Below are 18,616 nucleotides of genomic sequence, written 5' to 3' on the forward strand. Positions count from 1 at the left end.
CTAAAAATGGATATACAAGATATTAAAAATAGGTTCGGTATAATTGGTGGTTCGCCGCTGTTAAATCGTGCTATAGATACCGCCAGACAAGTAGCCCCTACCGATATGTCGGTTTTAATTACTGGTGAAAGTGGTAGTGGAAAGGAAGTTTTTTCACACATCATCCATCAAATGAGTGCTCGTAAACACGGTGCTTTTATAGCTGTAAACTGTGGCGCTATACCAGAGGGAACAATAGATTCGGAATTATTTGGACACGAAAAAGGTTCATTTACCGGAGCACATGAAGCACGAAAAGGTTACTTTGAAGTTGCCAACGGCGGAACCATATTTTTAGATGAGGTTGCAGAATTGCCTTTAGGCACACAAGCTCGTTTACTGCGGATTTTAGAAAGTGGCGAGTACTTGCGTGTTGGTTCATCTAAAGTTCAAAAAACAGACGTAAGGATTATCGCGGCAACAAATGTTGACGTATACAACCGTGTTAAAAACGGAAAATTTCGTGAAGATTTATATTACAGATTAAATACTGTTCCATTACGAATTCCAGCTTTAAACGAAAGAAAAGAAGATATTTATCTGTTATTTAGAAAATTTGCAGCAGACTTTAGCGATAAATACCGCAGCCCCGGTATACAGTTGGAACCCGAAGCTATACAAATTTTAAGCAATTACAGCTGGCCAGGAAATGTAAGGCAACTAAAAAATATTGCAGAGCAAATTTGCGTTTTAGAGAAAGATAGAAATGTAAATGCCCAAGCTTTGTTAAACTATATCCCAAATGAGCAGGCCAATAATTTGCCAATGGCGATAAATGGCAGCAGCAAAGAAGATTTTTCTGAAAGAGACATTCTATACAAAGTGCTGTTTGATATGAAAAAAGATATGGTTGAACTTAAAAAATTGGTAGCGGAAATTATCCAAAATGGGGGAAATACAGATCATGTTATCGCAGACAATCCTCAATATATCAATCAGTTATACCATGACATTGATTTGCCAAACCAAAATGAGGCAACGCTAACCATTAAGCATCCTACACAAAACAACCCTACAGATTACAATTACGCACATGATGCCGAAGAAGTAGAAGAGTCCTTATCCTTAATTGATAAAGAGTCTGATTTAATTAAAAAAGCACTTAAGAAGCATAAAGGCAAACGCAAATTTGCGGCGCAAGAGTTGGGCATATCAGAACGTACGCTTTACCGTAAAATAAAAGAACTTAACTTATAAGCATGAAACCATCATGGTTTCATCACAATTAAAAAAATTATATACCGATGAAAAAGCTGATCTTCATTTTAACAGTTTTAACTCTAAGCGCTCTAAGCGGTTGTGGCTATAAATTTAATGGCGCTTCTACAACAGGTTTAAAAACCGTTCGCGTGCAGTTATTCGAGAACAATGCACCATTGGTAATCCCAACTTTGAGTAACGTTTTTACTGAAGATTTAAAAGAACGTATTCGCACGCAAAGTCGTTTAACTTTAACCCAAAACGAGGCCGATGTAGTTTTTGAAGGCCGAATTACCGGTTATGACATTAAGCCAATTGCCATACAAGACAACAGTGCACCAATTGCTGGCGCAAACAGGCTAACTATAACTGTTGCAGTAAAATACACCAACAATACCGAGTTTAAGGAGAGCAAAAGTTTCGAATCGACCTTTAGTGCTTTCGAAGATTTTTCTTTAGCCGGACAAAGCTTAGAAGCCCAACAGGCAAGGTTAATTAAAGCGGTAAATTTTAAACTTACCGAAAATATATTTAACCAAGCTTTTGCACAATGGTAATAAATTTGAACTTTCAATTATTAACTTAGCGGCATGGAGCTCGATTTACAAACCAAACAACAGCTGGCAAATTTACTTGCAAAACCATTATTGGTTACACAAGAACATGCTGGTATGTTGCAAAATCTTGTAAATAAATATCCATATTACCAACCTTTGCATTTGCTATTGGCTAAAGCTAGTTTTAATGGCAAAACTCAAAACCACAAGTTGGCAACCGCGGCTCTTTACAATAATGGCGGCTTATTGCATCAGGTTATCCACGCTCCTGCAAGTTTAATTCAAAAGCCATATCATTTAATTTCATTTGGCGCCATCAAGGCGGATGAATTGGAAGTAGCAGAAAAAACAGCAATTGACTTAGCTGATGATCAAGAAGTTTTTGAAGAAATTAACGAGTTAGGTATTGCGCAAAACACGCATTACGAATTTGAAGAAGACGAGGTTTTTGAAGAAATTAACGAAGTTAGTTCGGTTCAAACTTCAAACATTCCTTTAACTGATGAGCAAGAAACTTTTGATGAAATTATTGAGCTGAATGCATCGTCATACATCCCTACAGAAGAGTTAAAACCTGCACCGGTTTTTGAAGAAGAGGAAAAATCAGCAGAAGAAACACTACCAGATGAATTTGCGATTGAAAGTATTGTAGCCTCAGATTTTTTCGCTTTCGAAAAAAGTTTTAGTGCAGACCAAATTACTATTGATGATCAAAAACCTGTCATCCCTTTGGTAGAAGAATACGACCAAGAAGCCGAAGCACAAACGGTTAGCAAATACGACGACGATAAATTACCTTATACTTTTTTATGGTGGTTAGCAAAAACGCGTAAAGAGCATGAGCAGATTTTTCAGCCTTATGTAACACCAAAAAAAACCAGCAATCCTAACCCTAGCGAGCTGCAACAGCAATATGTAGAGCATATATTTCATCTGCAAACGCCTTTTAATGTTGCTGATGAAGCGAGTAAAGGACCAATTAATAAACAAATAGCCCATAAAGGAGCCGATATTATTGAATCTTTTATTAAAAACGAGCCACAAATTAGACCACCAAAGGCAGAGCAAATTAATACAGAGAATAAAGCGAAGAAAAGTGCCGAAGATCATAACGATCTTGTTTCTGAAACCTTGGCTTCAATTTATATAGAGCAAATGCTTTACCACAAGGCAATAGACACTTATGAAAAATTAAGTTTGAAGTTTCCAGAAAAAAGCCGTTACTTTGCCGACCTTATTCAATCTTTAGAAAAGAAAATTTAACAACATATTATACATGGTAACCTTATTAGTCATTTTATTAATTATTTTTTGCGTTGCATTAGGTTTATTCGTTTTAATACAAAACCCTAAAGGTGGCGGTTTAGCAACGGGCGGTTCGGGCAGTAACATGTTTGGCGTACAACGTACAGGCGATGTTTTAGAAAAAGGAACTTGGGTATTGTTAACTTTAATTGTTATCGCTTCATTGGCTATTACAACTATTGGCAAATCTGGTGCTGGTGTTTCTACTGGCGCAGCTGGTAAAGCCGATGAGTTAATCAATAAAGCAGCAACTCCATCTGTTATTGGAGGTGGCACACAACAAAATGCTACTCCAGCAACAACACCTGCTGATACAACTAAGAAATAATTTTTAGCGCAAAGTATAGATAGCTCTCTAGTTTAATGACTAGGGAGTTTTTTTGTTTATTAGGGATGCGCCATTGCCAACTCGATTTGCAATCGTAATGCGAAAGAAATGCTATTGCTGTTAACAATTGTTTTATACAACCAAACTAGCCTTTCATACAACGTACATGCCAGTTGGTACAATAAATTTGTGATAATTTTTTTTTATAATTATTATTATAGAAATAATTAACGCAATCATGAATACACTTTTTACCCCCCCTTAAAAAATTTAACCTTAGCTTAATTTTGGGCTTTGCCATGCTGTTGTTTGTAATTAATTCTTGTAAGAAAGATCTGAGAATGGCTCCACAAGCCCCAAGCGCAGCCCTGTTAAGTAAAGCAAAACAATTTTACGCCGAAAAAATTAGCATCGAAAATGAAAAAAATAGAAAAATCTCATCTGCTAACAGTGCTAAGGGCAAAACAAAACAGATAGCTAGATTCCCACCTTTATGGGAGAGCGCTTCCACCAGTGTCAATGCAGCTGGCCAGCATATCCTCAGTGTGCCACTTGCCAAATATTTGATAGACAATAAGGAAATAGATTACGAGAGAAGCGTTGTTTTTGAGGAGAACAATGGAGCAATTGTATCGGGTGGCATAACAGAGGTATTAGGCACTCCCCAGTCCATTAGCGAAAATGGATTGCTCCTTGCTACTGGAAGTATAAATGCCAAAGAGATCAACTTCACTGGTTATATCATCAACTATGACCTAAATTACAAGCAGACAAATGGCAGGCAATTTAAGGATGGTAAACAGACCGCTGGCGAAGTTACCATAACCCAATTACCAGATAACCAACTGGATAAAAAAGGGCTGAACAGCATCAAAACATTGGGGAATAAAACGACTAACAGACAAAACTCATCCGCAAATCCAAAAAATCCAATCAGCAGTTTCGAACCAGAGATAGAGGGAGGACAAACCTGTGACAATGTTTACCTTGCCTATATTGAAAAGGATGAATGGGGAAACATTACCTACATAGAGATCATTCGTTTCTTGTATCCTGTATGTACTGGATACCCAGTAGGCCAGCAGCCACCAGGAGGTAAAGATGTTTATGAAGATTGTGCAGGCGAGCCAAATGGAACAGCTTCTGATTCTGCATGCGGATGCATTGGTGGGAATACGGGGATAACGGAGTGCCCGTCAAATGAACAACAACTAAAAGATCAAATTAAAAACAAACCATTTGCACTATTTGGTGATATTGATTGTGAAACTTTAAAAAAATGGTTAGCTGTTGCTAAGTTTATGCCCCCTCAAATAGTAATAGATAATTTGGATCACTTAACTGCTTTAGCGACAAATCAAGGGTTTTATATTTTAAAGAAGGCTAATATCCAAAAATTGGACGATGCTCACAGTACAATCGTAAATATGGATTATTTCCCCATTACCATAACTCAGCTCCCAATAGTTAATGGACAACGATTATCTCCAGGTCAATTTTTGAAATATATACGCATCAATATTAATTCTTTTACCGGTGGCACTAAACAGTTTAACCCATATAATGCTAATGGATTGGATGACAGAGATAAATGGGCGTCAACAAACCCTTTAGGGGCTATTATTGGAATTGATTTACCTGCTGATGATGGTTCCGTTATCACCTCTTTTTCATCAGCAGATAGGTGGACATTTACCACCATCCACGAACCGATGTATGGCGATCATCCTGTTAGTGGTAATAGGGATTTTGGGTATATAGTTAACTCTAATGGGTCATATACTTTTTACACCCGAGGTGTAGATAGATTAACAAGTTGGGCGGGAACAACTTTGCAAGAGTTTACCAACATACCATTTAATGAAGCTGATGCACTTTGGACTACTTTTCAAAATTCTATAGATAATTTTGTGAAAACTAACGGTGGAAATTCTAATATCAGTAGTACTGAGATTTTTCGTCCGCAATGGGATTTGGTAAAAGAAGTTATGGAAGGTAAAAAACCACTGAGCACATTGTCGAAAAATTGTCCAGATTAGTAACCTTTAATAAAAAAACCTAAAAATGAAAAGTAGAATTATCATAAATTTAATATTAGCTTTTATTCTATTGCCAATTATCAAATTAATTCATGATTACATCAGCATAGAGATCAATAAGAATTACTCACAATTTTCAGGTTCATTCTTAGAATATGAAAAAATTATTGCTCTAACCGTATTTGTAATCATTCCAATTATATTTTTAATATTTGTTTTACTACCCTACAACATAATAATCCTAAAAAAAAAACTTGCTCTTTTAAACAAGGTAATATTATTCTTCGCGATTGTAATAATTAATTTCTGCTTATTGGGAACATTTATGAATATATGGGTTTATCCTTATTGGAGAAATCTTAACTATTTATTTTATCTTATTCCTTATAGCTTTTTATTTGCCGGTTTAATACACCTGTCTGTTGACACCAAAGCAGTCAGAGAATAGATTTTTAGATCCCTCAATCTGGTTTAAGTGTTCGCTTTTTCAGCAGTCACTTAAATCCATATTGAAAACGAAGACTTTGTCTGGAAATATAACACACAAAACAAATGAAAAACTGGAATGGCAACACGATTTAGATTTGGAGATGATGGCATACCACATTTTATAACCTTTGGAAAGGCGTGGGCTCGTGCCGATAATATTTATGTAGAATTATATCTCGATCTGGAGACCTGGGTTTTCAGAATAAATTTAAGTCGCCCTACGGAAGACTTAAACCAAACGGGGGAAAATGGTCCTGATCCTACTAGCGGGCTAGGTCAATCTTCAATCATCAGGTTTAATGAGAAAATGTTACAAAATAGTTCGCAACTATTAATTGCAGCTACGGTTATTCATGAAACGCTCCATGCCTACATTAAATATAATATTGAAACAGCACAGTATAATTATGGCAGCTATAATGAAGATAATTGGATGTTGGCTTTAAACAATTTTTATTTAATGAATAATTTGCCAGCTAATTATTCTAATCATACCATGATGTTAGAAGATTATTTCGAGAAATCTATTGCTGTTTTAGAGGCTTGGAATGCAAAACAAGGTTTTATTTATTCAATGAAAGAAATGAGAATGGCTATGTTATACGGTCTTGATAGTTATGAGCTAGGCACTTCACAAGCGCAGATAAATACTATTAATGCTGCGTTTCAAGCTGTAAAAACAAAACATAGTATAACCACATCTGATTTAACCACATTCAATAGAGCAAATTTAATTGCTACCACAAATAAGCTTCCAACAACAGGCTGTAATTAAATAAATATATTATGAAATATTCATTCATTATAGGAACATTATTTTTATTGCTTTTTAACCTACAAAAAGTAAGTGCTCAAGTTAAAACTGATAACATTTATTACCTATTGGATACTGCAAATGTGCCTATTAAAGATAGAATGTTTCGTGTTGAAATCGAGAATCCTTTTATGTTTTATACGTTAGAATGTAAATGTTTTCCCTATGGGTACGGAATTGGTTTTTACTATCCAATTGTCAATAAAAAAGAGAATAAGGTTAGTGTTCAAGAATTTAGAAAGCTTAAGACGGTATCAATTACGCAGTTAATAGATTTAGCTCTTAAATGCTTAGCACCAGATAATAGAAGTAAATATCAATTTATAATTGCTGAACCGAAAGGAGACAACATTATACTAACAGAGATGAAAGTTTGGATACCTTCAAAGCCCCGTAATAATAGCACAGTTACAACAATTGAACCAATGAAAAATTAATTTAGGCTCTGTTTAGTATTACCCAGCTGTTCGAGGTGTTCTGAAAGGCATCTCGAACTTTTATCTAAGGGATTTGTAATCCCCATCTGGTTTAAGTGTTCGCTTTTTCAGCGGTCACTTAAATCCATATTGAAAACGAAGACTTTGTCTGGAAATATAACACACAAAACAAATGAAAAACTGGAATGGCAACACGATTTAGATTTGGAGATGATGGCATACCACATTTTATAACCTTTGGAAAGGCGTGGGCTCGTGCCGATAATATTTATGTAGAATTATATCTCGATCTGGAGACCTGGGTTTTCAGAATAAATTTAAGTCGCCCTACGGAAGACTTAAACCAAACGGGGGAAAATGGTCCTGATCCTACTAGCGGGCTAGGTCAATCTTCAATCATCAGGTTTAATGAGAAAATGTTACAAAATAGTTCGCAACTATTAATTGCAGCTACAGTTATTCATGAAACGCTCCATGCCTACATTAAATATAATATTGAAACAGCACAGTATAATTATGGCAGCTATAATGAAGATAATTGGATGTTGGCTTTAAACAATTTTTATTTAATGAATAATTTGCCAGCTAATTATTCTAATCATACCATGATGTTAGAAGATTATTTCGAGAAATCTATTGCTGTTTTAGAGGCCTGGAATGCAAAACAAGGTTTTATTTATTCAATGAAAGAAATGAGAATGGCTATGTTATACGGTCTTGATAGTTATGAGCCAGGCACTTCACAAGCGCAGATAAATACTATTAATGCTGCGTTTCAAGCTGTAAAAACAAAACATAGTATAACCACATCTGATTTAACCACATTCAATAGAGCAAATTTAATTGCTACCACAAATAAGCTTCCAACAACAGGCTGTAATTAAATAAATATATTATGAAATATTCATTCATTATAGGAATAATGTCTTTATTACTTTTTAACCCACAAAAAGTAAATGCTCAAGTAAAAATTGATACCATTTATTATCTGCTGGATACTGCGAAGGTGCCCATTAAAGACAGAATGTTTCGCATTGAAAGAGAAGGTCCTGCAATGTGTTATATTCTAGAGTGTAAGTGTTTTCCATATTCAAGAGGCATCACTTTTTTATTTGACATTGCTAATAAAAAACAAAAGGAGATTAGTCTTCAAGAATTTAAGCAGCTCAAAACTGTTTCAATCACGCAATTAATAGGTTTGGCTCTCAAATGCTTACCACCTGGCCATAAAGGTTTGTACAAATTTGTATTTGCTGAACCAGCCGGAAATCATATTCGACTTACCGATATGACATTGTGGACACATTATGACCCGCGTACAACTAATACTATCGAAAAAATTGAGCCAATTAAAAATTAGTTTTTTTATCTGTATCGTACAAAGTACGTTGAACTTCCAGCTGTTCCCCTCCGTGGTCTGTGGCACACAGAACACCATAAAGTAAATATTCTGTGTGCCACAGACCATGGCAAAGGAATGCTACTAAAGAATATATTCTTATAACCATGTTATCATGAGGCTTTACATGCATATTTGGCATTTAAGAGAGCGGAATTAGGGCCAACTGAATTCAGCTGTTCGAGATGTTCTATTAGGCATCTCGAACTTACTTATCTAAGGGATTTGTAATCCCATTAATGCTCATGCCTCGGTAAAGAAATTTGCATTTGATTACTTCGTGGAAACAGGAACCATGGCGCAGTTAAAATAATCATCATACATTTCTACGTTAATTGCAAATTTTCTGTTAACTAGCCCCGACAGCAATGAAAAGCCCGCAAGCGACTGGCCAATGGACAGAGGAGCGGCTTGTAATGTATGGCGGGACTTGCAGGAGATAGCAGCACTACACTTGCGCTTCTAAAATATAATCGCTTTCTTCTACTCTGACAGTCTGACACCTCCATTTAAACTCTAAAAAGTATAAACTGACAGCAAATGCAAATTTGACAAGCAAAACAAGCTTGGCATAAAAACTGATTAACCCTAAGCATCGTATAAGATTACGAATTAATTCAATTACAAAAACTAAAAATAAAAGTATTTATGGCTTTAAACTTTAAACCTTATGCAGACAGAGTAGTTGTTGAAACTGCTGCGGCAGAAGAAAAAACAGCTTCTGGTATCTACATCCCTGATACCGCTAAAGAAAAACCACAACAAGGTGTTGTAGTTGCAGTTGGACCTGGCAGATTTGCTGACCAAACCGGAACTCTAATTCCTTTAACTGTAAAAGTTGGCGATCAAGTTTTATACAGCAAATATGGTGGTACTGAAGTTACGATCGAAGGTAAAGAGTATTTGATCATGAGAGAATCTGATATTTTAGGATCATTATAAAAAATGATTGAATCACTGAATTTAAAATGATTGAATTCAGCATAAACTAAAAAATATAATACGTTGAGGGTTTTTTAATCATTCTCTCAATCAATCATTCAAAATTTAAAAAAGAAATGGCAAAACAAGTAAAATATAACGTTGAAGCACGTGACGCCCTGAAAAGAGGTGTTGACATTTTAGCAAATGCAGTAAAAGTAACTTTAGGCCCTAAAGGTCGTAACGTAATTATCGATAAAAAATTCGGTTCACCAGCAATTACCAAAGATGGTGTAACTGTAGCTAAAGAAATTGAATTGAAAGACCCAATTGAAAACATGGGTGCTCAAATGGTTAAAGAAGTGGCTTCTAAAACTGCAGATATTGCTGGTGATGGAACTACAACTGCTACTGTTTTAGCGCAAGCTATTGTAACTGCAGGTATTAAAAACGTAGCTGCTGGTGCAAACCCAATGGATTTGAAACGTGGTATTGATAAAGCTGTTGCTGCGGTTGTTGAGAATTTGAAAAAACAATCTCAAGCGGTTGGCGATGACAATAACAAAATTAAACAAGTTGCATCTATCTCTGCAAACAACGATGAGGTAATTGGTTCTCTAATTGCAGAAGCAATGCAAAAAGTTGGTAAAGATGGTGTAATTACTGTTGAAGAAGCAAAAGGTACTGAAACTGAAGTAAAAACTGTAGAAGGTATGCAATTTGACAGAGGTTATTTATCTCCGTATTTTGTAACTAATGCAGATAAAATGGAAGCTGAATTAGATTCTCCTTACATTTTAATTTACGACAAGAAAATTAGCAACATGAAAGAATTGTTGCCAGTATTGGAAAAAACTGTTCAAACTGGTAAACCACTTTTAATTATTGCTGAAGATTTAGATGGCGAAGCTTTAGCTACTTTGGTAGTAAACAAAATTCGTGGATCACTGAAAGTTGCTGCTGTTAAAGCTCCAGGTTTTGGCGATAGAAGAAAAGCAATGTTAGAAGACATCGCTATTTTAACTGGCGGTATCGTTATTTCTGAAGAAAGAGGTTATAAATTAGAAAATGCTGATTTAACTTATTTAGGTACTGCAGAAAAAGTAGTAATTGACAAGGACAACACTACTGTAATTAACGGTGCTGGCCAATCTGAAGATATTAAGGCTCGCGTTGGACAAATTAAAGCTCAAATCGAAACTACTACTTCTGATTACGATAAAGAAAAATTACAAGAGCGTTTAGCTAAACTTTCTGGTGGTGTTGCTGTACTTTACGTAGGTGCTGCTTCTGAAGTAGAAATGAAAGAGAAAAAAGACCGTGTTGATGATGCTTTACATGCAACTCGTGCAGCTGTAGAAGAAGGTATTGTTGCTGGTGGTGGTGTTGCTTTCATCCGTGCGGTAGAATCACTTTCAGAATTAAAAGGTGCTAACGAAGATGAAACTACTGGTATCGCTATCGTAAAACGTGCAATTGAAGAACCATTACGTCAGATCTGTGAAAACGCAGGTATTGAAGGTTCTATCGTAGTACAAAAAGTAAAAGAAGGTACTGCAGATTTCGGTTATAACGCTCGTACTGATGTTTACGAAAACTTAATTGGTGCAGGTGTTATTGATCCTACTAAAGTTTCTCGTGTAGCATTAGAAAATGCAGCATCTATTGCAGCGATGTTGTTAACAACAGAAGTTGTTTTAGCTGATGAGCCAGAAGAAGCTGGTGCAGCAGGTGCTCATCCACCAATGGGTGGCGGCGGCATGGGCGGCATGATGTAAACCTTTAAATCCTTTAAAGAGGACTTGATATAAAATCCCTCAAAACTTAATTGTTTTGGGGGATTTTTATTTTAAATATAATTTAACAACCACGAGAATAATTATCTTGATAATTGACTATATTTACTTATCCTATAGTATTATTGTGAAATTCATCTCCCTGTTGTTCTTGAGCATATTGTGTGCTTTAGCTATGCCTTCGTTTGCGCAGCTAAATATGGGTACAGTAGACGTTGGTCCATACACCCCAGGAAGTACAATTGCAGCTACCTTTACCATAGATGCAAACGCGTGCTTAAATCAAAACAATACTTTTGAGCTATGGTTATCAGATGCGAATGGAAATTTTGCGCCAGAAACCAGGATCGGAACTTTTACTGGCTTTTACTCTACCTTTGTAAATGGAATAATTCCGCCAGGCACACCGTTAGGTACAGGCTACCGAGTTAGAATTAAATCAACAAGCCCAGCAAATGTAAGTGCGCCATCTTCGGCATTTGAAATTAAGGGAGGATTTGCAATAGAAGCAAAACTTACATCTACCAATCAATTGACAGGCCCAAACCCAGATGTTTTTGGTTTGTGTAACGGCGTACCAAACAATCAGTTCTTTTTTACTAATGGATCAACAGCAACAAGTACTGTTACGGCTAGCATAAAAAATGAGCTAAGCGGTACTTCATCAGCACTTAATTTTACCTCTTCAATACAATCGTTTAATGCTCAATTAGCACACTACACTGTTTTTACCAAAGCAGTAATGCCTGATTTAACAGTTGCTACAAAAGCCTATCAGGTAATTAACAATGTAGTAAATACCCCATTTGGCACTTCTGGGAACAATGTTGTTTGTTTGCCGTTGGGGTTTTTAGAATTTAATGTTATTGTTGATGGCAGCGCTGGTATTAAACAAAATTATCCTGGAAATATTTATACCGTAAACTGGGGAGATGGGTCAGTAACAACGCATACCATTTGTGATATCATCCAAAATAATGAAAAAGTTAGGCATGTTTATTCAAAATCGTCTTGCGGTGTAGTTGGTACTGGCGGCACTAACAATGCGTTTGATGTAATCATCAGAGCTTCAAATCCATATTGTGGAAATATTGGAACTGCAGTTTCATCTACAGCAAAAGTGGTTGTTAAACCCGTAAACTCCTTTTCATTTACTCCAAATGCCTGTACCAACACCAAAGTATTTTTTACCAATACTTCAATTTTAGGAGAAAATCCGAATACTACGACCCCTGGATGTGAACCCAATAATATGTTATATAATTGGTTTGTGGATGGGGTAGCAATTGCAGTTGGCAGACCTAGAAATTTCGTTTTTGAGTATGTATTTACTACAAATGGCAAACATACTGTTAAACTAACGTCCTCATCAGCAGGAACCTGTACTGCGGAGGATGTAGAACAAGAAATTTGCGTGCAAAACGCACCGATACCCCAATTTAGTTTTAACCAAAACACAGTTTGTGGCCCAATCACTTTAAAACCTAGCAACACTTCGATAATTGACCAGACCTGTAATGCAGGGAACTCCTACGTATGGACGGTTACTCCGTCGGTTACTTTTGCTAATGGAACCAACGCAACAAGTGTTGAACCAGATTTTAATTTTACCTCAGGTGTTTATAGGGTTATTTTATCAGTAACCACACCATCTTGCGGAACCATTTCATCGGCACCACAAACGATAGTTGTAAATGCTACACCCACAGCTACATTATCACCAGATATTACGCTGTGTAATTTAGCTACTTATGATTTTAACAATACTACATCTGGCCCAACCAGAACAAATTTACAAGGCACTTCTTTAGACTTATCAGACACCTACACGTGGACACTAGCTAGTACAGGAACATATAACTTTACCGATGGCACAAATCTAAATTCAAAATATCCTAAAATTCAATTTTTAAACTACACGGAATATACCATTACGGTTGTGCACAAAAACAATTGCGGAACGGCAACAGCCACCCAAAAAATTACTTTTACTGCTGCACCAGAGGTAAAAGCCGGACCAGACCAAACGATTTGTTTTAATGAAACAACTGTTAAGTTAAACGGAAGCATCACTGGAAGCACATTAACCCAAACTTGGCTAGGTGGAAATGGTACTTTTACTCCGAATAGAAATGATTTAAACGCAACTTATGAGCCAACCTTGGCAGAAAAACTGAGCGGTAGTTTGACCTTAACTTTACGCGTAACAACGGCATTACCTAGCCCTTGCAATGATATTCCTGATGATATTATTATTAACATTAAACCAGCGGTAACTTTAAGCAGCCTTGCCTCTAAAACCATATGCACTGGGCAAAGTGTAAACTATATTCCAACTTCGGCAACTGCCGGAACAACTTATACATGGACAGCCACTGGTTCTGCAAATGCCAATGGATTTTCTGTAAATGGTTCGGGAAATATAAACGATGTTATAGTTAATACAGATCCATTAGTTAATGCAACTGTAACATACTTAATTACACCTACAGGAAATGGATGTATTGGAGATCCTTTTACATTTACCGTAACCATAACCCCAAATCCGGTTGCAACCGCTACTGCAACAAATGCTACCATTTGTAGTGGGCAAAATGCAAGCATTGCTTTAACATCAAACTTAACAGGTACAAGATATACTTGGACAAGTACAAAAAGTGCAGGCATAACTGGCAATAGTGCAAATACATCACCCATTCTTACTACCTCTATTAATGATGTATTGGTGAATAGTGCTGCTACCCTAGGAACCGTAACTTACACCATCACTCCTGTTTCTGCTAATGGATGTTTAGGTACGCCTGTTGTAATAAGTATAGATGTAAGCCCACAAACTACTTTAGCCAACGCAGGTTTAGATGAAAGTATTTGTAACGCCACAAGTTTTACTTTTAAAGGTAATACTGCAACCGTTGGCACAGGTTTATGGACACAGGTAAGTAATTTTACAGATGTTACAATTAACGACGGAGATCAGCCTAACGCAACGGCTTTTGGCTTAAAACCTGGAAATACTTATATTTTTAGATGGACGATTACAGGCACTAATGGATGTAATACCAATAGCGATGATGTTAGTATCACAGTTAATCCTTTATCTGAGGGCGGCACTACCAGTGGTTCTGCTCCAGTTTGTACAGGCAGTAGTAACGGACAAATTATTTTAACTGGTAATGTTGGGAATGTGATCAGGTGGGAAAGTTCTATAGATGGAGTCAGCTATCCGACGGTGATAAATAATACCACAAATACATTGAATTATGTGAACCTAACCACAACAACATATTATCGTGCCGTAGTGCAAAGTGGGGTGTGTGCTCCTGCATTCTCAACCCCTTCTGTAATAACTGTAAATGCAGGCACGGTAGCTGCTAATGCTGGTGCAGATCAAATTTTATGCAATGAAACCTCAACTACACTTGCAGGAAATAATCCGGGAGTAAACACAGGTTTGTGGACTGTAATACCGGCAAATCCAGCAATAATATTTACAGATGCTACACAATATAACACATCAGTGAGTGGCTTAGTTGGTGGGCAGATTTATAGTTTTAGATGGACAATTACGGGTTTAGCTCCATGTGCACCAAGTACCGATGAGGTAATCGTTAATAATTTATCAGCTCTACTTAACAATACAATTAGCACCCCAAACACTACTAATTGTACCGGCCAAGTTATTACTTTAACAGGTGTTACGCCAACTGGCGGAAACAATACTTACACCTACATTTGGCAAACTAGTTCAACTGGGGCGGCGCCATGGATAACTATTGCCGGACAAACCAATGCTAATTTAAATGTAACTGTAAATACCAGCCAATCTTACCGTAGAATTGCTAATAGTGGTGTTTGTAATAGCATTAGTAACATCATCATCATTACAGCTTTACCACCTATTGCTAATAATACCATAACTGCTAACCAAACTATTTGTTTAACCACCACGCCAACTCCAATATCAGGCTCAACACCTACAGGTGGTAATGGCATTAATTACACTTACAGCTGGGAGCAAAGTATTGATAATGGTGTTACCTGGGCCATAATTCCAAATGAATTTGCAGCCAATTATAACCCGCCTGCTATAGTACAAAATACATCATATCGAAGGTTAGTGAGTAGCGGTATATGTTCTGGCTCAGCACAAAGTATAAGTAATGCAGTAAACATAAATGTAAACTTAAATGCTAAAGCAGAATTTACCTATGTTAGCGATATAGGTTGTATCCCTTATAATTTAGATGCTAACAACATTAAAGCTATTGCCTATCCTGCCAGAAATGCCACTTACACCTGGTATGCAGATAATGTTTTAATTGGCAGTGGCATCACCTTTCCAGGATATACCATAGCTACAGACAATGCCAATGTTACCATTAAATTAGTTACCACGAGCAGTTTAGGATGTTTGCCTGATGAGATGAGCCATACGTTTAGCACAAGGCAAAATATTGTTGCATCATTTACCCAATCTGCCACTTCTGGTTGCGGACCGCTTTCTGTTTTATTTAACAATACTACTACCGCTTTAACAGGCGTTTCTTTTGAATGGAGTATCGATAATAATGTCATCTCTACTGCCTCAAATCCGGGCACATTAGTATTTTTAGCAGATCCAGCTGGCGAAGACAAAATCTATACAGTAGGACTAAAAGTTACTACACCATGTGGATCAACAAATGCTAGTTCTACCGTTACGGTAAAAGCAAATCCTATTGCTGCATTTTTACCTAACAAAACGAGTGGTTGTTCGCCGCTAACAGTGGTGTTCACCAATACGTCGCCTGGTAATTCTAATGTTTACAGTTACGATTTCGACGACGGAACGACATCTCCTGCTACTACCAACAAAGGAACGGTTACCCATACTTTTATTACCGATATAGTGAGAGATTATGAGGTAAAAATGACCGCCACAAATGAATGTGGCACAGATACAAGAGCAGTAATTATTAGAGTTTCCCCAAACACAATTACACCAGCATTAATTGTAAATGGCAACCAAATGAGAGGTTGCGCACCATTTACAGTAAACTTTATCAACAACACCAAAGGGGCTAGTAAATTTACATATACTTTTGAACCAGGAGTAACCGTAACATCAAACACTTTTTTACCAGAAACCAGACCATATACATTCACTAAACCAGGCACTTATTCCGTAAATTTATTAGCCGAAAATAGTTGCTCAACTGCATCTGCCCAAGTAACTATTGTCGTAGATCCACAACCAACTGTAGCTTTTACAGCAGCAAGTGTTACAGGTTGCCAAGGTTTAAGCGTTAAATTTACAAATACAACTATCGATGCGGTAAGTTACACCTGGAATTTCGGCGATGGGCAAACCTCTAACGAAGTTAATCCAACGCATATTTATAACTCGCCACCTGGTTTGTACACGGTTAGTTTAACTGCGGTAAATAGTTTAGGATGCCCAACAACATTTGCAATTCCAAATTACATTCGTATTGTACCACCACCAACCGCAGATTTTAGTGTTGCTCCTGCTTCCATTATTAGCATTCCAGATTATACTTTCAAATTTACAGACGCTAGTACAAATGGTGCTCAAACCTACAAATGGTCTTTTGGCGATGGAGTTGAATCTACGCTAAAAGACCCTACGCACAAATATACAGATACAGGCAAATACTTGGTAACGATGCGCACTTACAATGAATTTGGATGTGTTGATAGTTTGCAAAAAACCGTACAAATTGTTGGCGTGCCGGGCTATGTTTACTTGCCAAATTCATTTATCCCTGGTGGCACAAGTTCTCCTTTACAAAAATTTATGGCAGTTGGCTCAGGTATAAAATCGTGGCGAATGCAAATTTTTAATAAATGGGGACAAGTTGTTTGGGAAACCACACAGCTAGATGATGGAAAACCTGTTGAAGGCTGGGATGGAACCTACAAAGGTGTGCCACAACCACAAGGTATTTACTTCTGGAAACTAGATGTAGAGCTCATTAATGGTACCGAATGGAAAGGGATGACATACGATAGTAAAGCACCAAAACGAACTGGAGAGATATATTTAATTAGATGATGAAAAGGATTTTTGTAGCGGTAATCTGTTTAATGTTAAGTTTTGTAACCAGCAAAGCTCAAGACCAGCTATTTTCTCAATTTTTTAATGCGCCTATTTATCTAAACCCATCTTTAACAGGCCAATTTGAAGGAGATTTAAGATTAGGCATGATCTACCGAAACCAATGGAGCGCTCTTGGCGGCGATTTATCTTATGTAAACGCATCAGCTGATATTTACGTGCCTAAACTTTCTGGCGGATTAGGCTTATCATTTAACCGCAGCAGTGAAGGTGTGGCCTACTTAGTTAAAAATAATATTGCCGCAAGCTATTCTTACAGCGTTGGTGATGATGATTTTACTGCAAATTTCGGCTTGCAAGCTGGTTTTACTAACCGAACAATAGATTGGTCGAAACTCGTTTTTGGAGATCAGTTAGACCGCAGACTAGGTTACATTCCAGGTAGTATTTCATCAGCACAATTACCAGAAATATCTAGCAAATACTTTTTTGACCCCGCAGCTGGTGTAAATTTCATTTATCGCAACGCCATGGTTGGCGCATCTATTTATCATATTAACAGACCAGACGAATCTTTTAGTGGCACACAATCACGTTTGCCTATGCGGTTGGCAATTAATGCAAGCATGAAAATACCTTTGAGCTTCAGCTATGACTATTTAGATCAAGATGGCGCTTTTGTAATCCCGTCAATTGTTTATTACAAACAAGGTAATGTGAGTTCCATAAGCGCAGGTGCCCAATTCAAATACAAAGGTTTTAATACTGGGGTTTGGTACCGTACCAACCAAAATTCAGACTCAGATGCCTTTGTTGTTTCCCTAATTTTCGATGTATTTTTAAAACGCCGCGACACCGAAAAAATACGATTAGGCATTAGTCACGATGCTACAACTTCTAAACTAAACTACACCAATACAGCAGGTACAAGCGAAGTAAGTGTGGGATACGAAAAATATTGGCCAAACAGTACCCGAACAAAAATGTACAATGGACTAAGATGTTCTAGTTTTTATTAATAGTTGCTCAGCTTATTTTTAGAAAGTTTACGGTCCCGTTTTCATAGCTGTAACAATCCCGCCATACGTTACAATCTTTTTCTAGTTCACAATCGCCATCCTATGAATATTTCGACTTTGCTAGCATTCACCGGATAAGTATTAGCAAAACAAAAAAGATTTTCACTGCTGTCGGGCTTAATTAACAAAGTCTGGCTACAAAAAAAGCGTATCGT

Annotated in this window: 13 protein-coding genes; all 13 read left to right on the forward strand. The window is 36.9% G+C overall.

What is annotated here, in order from left to right:
• Positions 1-6: 6 nt before the first annotated feature.
• On the forward strand, positions 7-1,236 hold the full coding sequence (locus tag AC07XU_RS03540; protein WP_494942243.1) for a sigma-54 interaction domain-containing protein: 1,230 nt from the start codon (positions 7-9) through the stop codon (positions 1,234-1,236).
• Positions 1,237-1,283: 47 nt separating this feature from the next.
• Positions 1,284-1,796 (forward strand): LPS assembly lipoprotein LptE, encoded by a 513-nt coding sequence (gene lptE / locus AC07XU_RS03545; protein WP_494942244.1) that lies wholly within the window; start codon positions 1,284-1,286, stop codon positions 1,794-1,796.
• A gap of 33 nt (positions 1,797-1,829) precedes the next feature.
• The gene (locus AC07XU_RS03550; RefSeq protein WP_494942245.1) at positions 1,830-3,059 is read left to right on the forward strand and encodes a DUF8458 domain-containing protein; all 1,230 of its coding nucleotides are present in this window, start codon (positions 1,830-1,832) and stop codon (positions 3,057-3,059) included.
• 13 nt (positions 3,060-3,072) lie between these two features.
• Positions 3,073-3,429, forward strand: coding sequence for a preprotein translocase subunit SecG (secG, locus tag AC07XU_RS03555; protein WP_494942246.1), 357 nt, complete (start codon positions 3,073-3,075; stop codon positions 3,427-3,429).
• A 341-nt stretch (positions 3,430-3,770) separates the two neighbouring features.
• Positions 3,771-5,468: a hypothetical protein gene (locus tag AC07XU_RS03560; RefSeq protein ID WP_494942247.1), complete on the forward strand. Its 1,698-nt coding sequence runs from the start codon at positions 3,771-3,773 to the stop codon at positions 5,466-5,468.
• Positions 5,469-6,033: 565 nt separating this feature from the next.
• On the forward strand, positions 6,034-6,732 hold the full coding sequence (locus AC07XU_RS03565) for a hypothetical protein (RefSeq protein ID WP_494942248.1): 699 nt from the start codon (positions 6,034-6,036) through the stop codon (positions 6,730-6,732).
• An 11-nt stretch (positions 6,733-6,743) separates the two neighbouring features.
• Entirely contained in the window at positions 6,744-7,208 is a 465-nt protein-coding gene (locus AC07XU_RS03570) for a hypothetical protein (protein ID WP_494942249.1), read from the forward strand.
• A 185-nt stretch (positions 7,209-7,393) separates the two neighbouring features.
• Positions 7,394-8,092, forward strand: a complete 699-nt coding sequence (locus AC07XU_RS03575) for a hypothetical protein (protein WP_494942250.1) — start codon at positions 7,394-7,396, stop codon at positions 8,090-8,092.
• Between the two features lie 11 nt (positions 8,093-8,103).
• Positions 8,104-8,568 (forward strand): hypothetical protein, encoded by a 465-nt coding sequence (locus AC07XU_RS03580; protein ID WP_494942251.1) that lies wholly within the window; start codon positions 8,104-8,106, stop codon positions 8,566-8,568.
• Between the two features lie 687 nt (positions 8,569-9,255).
• Complete coding sequence (gene groES / locus AC07XU_RS03585; protein ID WP_136873945.1) at positions 9,256-9,549, forward strand: co-chaperone GroES; 294 nt, start codon at positions 9,256-9,258, stop codon at positions 9,547-9,549.
• Positions 9,550-9,665: 116 nt separating this feature from the next.
• Positions 9,666-11,306: a chaperonin GroEL gene (gene groL, locus AC07XU_RS03590; protein WP_494942252.1), complete on the forward strand. Its 1,641-nt coding sequence runs from the start codon at positions 9,666-9,668 to the stop codon at positions 11,304-11,306.
• Between the two features lie 217 nt (positions 11,307-11,523).
• Positions 11,524-17,379 carry a PKD domain-containing protein gene (locus AC07XU_RS03595; RefSeq protein ID WP_494942253.1) on the forward strand — a complete coding sequence of 1,952 codons (5,856 nt, stop codon included), beginning with the start codon at positions 11,524-11,526 and terminating at the stop codon, positions 17,377-17,379.
• Positions 17,376-18,401 (forward strand): PorP/SprF family type IX secretion system membrane protein, encoded by a 1,026-nt coding sequence (locus tag AC07XU_RS03600; RefSeq protein ID WP_494942254.1) that lies wholly within the window; start codon positions 17,376-17,378, stop codon positions 18,399-18,401. Before AC07XU_RS03595 ends, AC07XU_RS03600 begins: the two co-directional genes overlap by 4 nt.
• Positions 18,402-18,616: the final 215 nt, after the last annotated feature.

It is taken from the genome of Pedobacter sp. GW456-11-11-14-TSB4 (assembly GCF_059424425.1).

What these genes read in the sequence shown, in the direction of transcription:
- AC07XU_RS03550 (WP_494942245.1), top strand. Translation starts at nt 1,830, where the DNA reads ATGGAGCTCGATTTACAAACCAAACAACAGCTGGCAAATTTACTTGCA.
- AC07XU_RS03595 (WP_494942253.1), top strand. Translation starts at nt 11,524, where the DNA reads ATGGGTACAGTAGACGTTGGTCCATACACCCCAGGAAGTACAATTGCA.
- secG (WP_494942246.1), top strand. Translation starts at nt 3,073, where the DNA reads ATGGTAACCTTATTAGTCATTTTATTAATTATTTTTTGCGTTGCATTA.
- AC07XU_RS03575 (WP_494942250.1), top strand. Translation starts at nt 7,394, where the DNA reads ATGGCAACACGATTTAGATTTGGAGATGATGGCATACCACATTTTATA.
- AC07XU_RS03560 (WP_494942247.1), top strand. Translation starts at nt 3,771, where the DNA reads ATGGCTCCACAAGCCCCAAGCGCAGCCCTGTTAAGTAAAGCAAAACAA.
- lptE (WP_494942244.1), top strand. Translation starts at nt 1,284, where the DNA reads ATGAAAAAGCTGATCTTCATTTTAACAGTTTTAACTCTAAGCGCTCTA.
- AC07XU_RS03570 (WP_494942249.1), top strand. Translation starts at nt 6,744, where the DNA reads ATGAAATATTCATTCATTATAGGAACATTATTTTTATTGCTTTTTAAC.
- AC07XU_RS03580 (WP_494942251.1), top strand. Translation starts at nt 8,104, where the DNA reads ATGAAATATTCATTCATTATAGGAATAATGTCTTTATTACTTTTTAAC.
- groL (WP_494942252.1), top strand. Translation starts at nt 9,666, where the DNA reads ATGGCAAAACAAGTAAAATATAACGTTGAAGCACGTGACGCCCTGAAA.
- AC07XU_RS03540 (WP_494942243.1), top strand. Translation starts at nt 7, where the DNA reads ATGGATATACAAGATATTAAAAATAGGTTCGGTATAATTGGTGGTTCG.
- AC07XU_RS03600 (WP_494942254.1), top strand. Translation starts at nt 17,376, where the DNA reads ATGATGAAAAGGATTTTTGTAGCGGTAATCTGTTTAATGTTAAGTTTT.
- AC07XU_RS03565 (WP_494942248.1), top strand. Translation starts at nt 6,034, where the DNA reads ATGGCAACACGATTTAGATTTGGAGATGATGGCATACCACATTTTATA.
- groES (WP_136873945.1), top strand. Translation starts at nt 9,256, where the DNA reads ATGGCTTTAAACTTTAAACCTTATGCAGACAGAGTAGTTGTTGAAACT.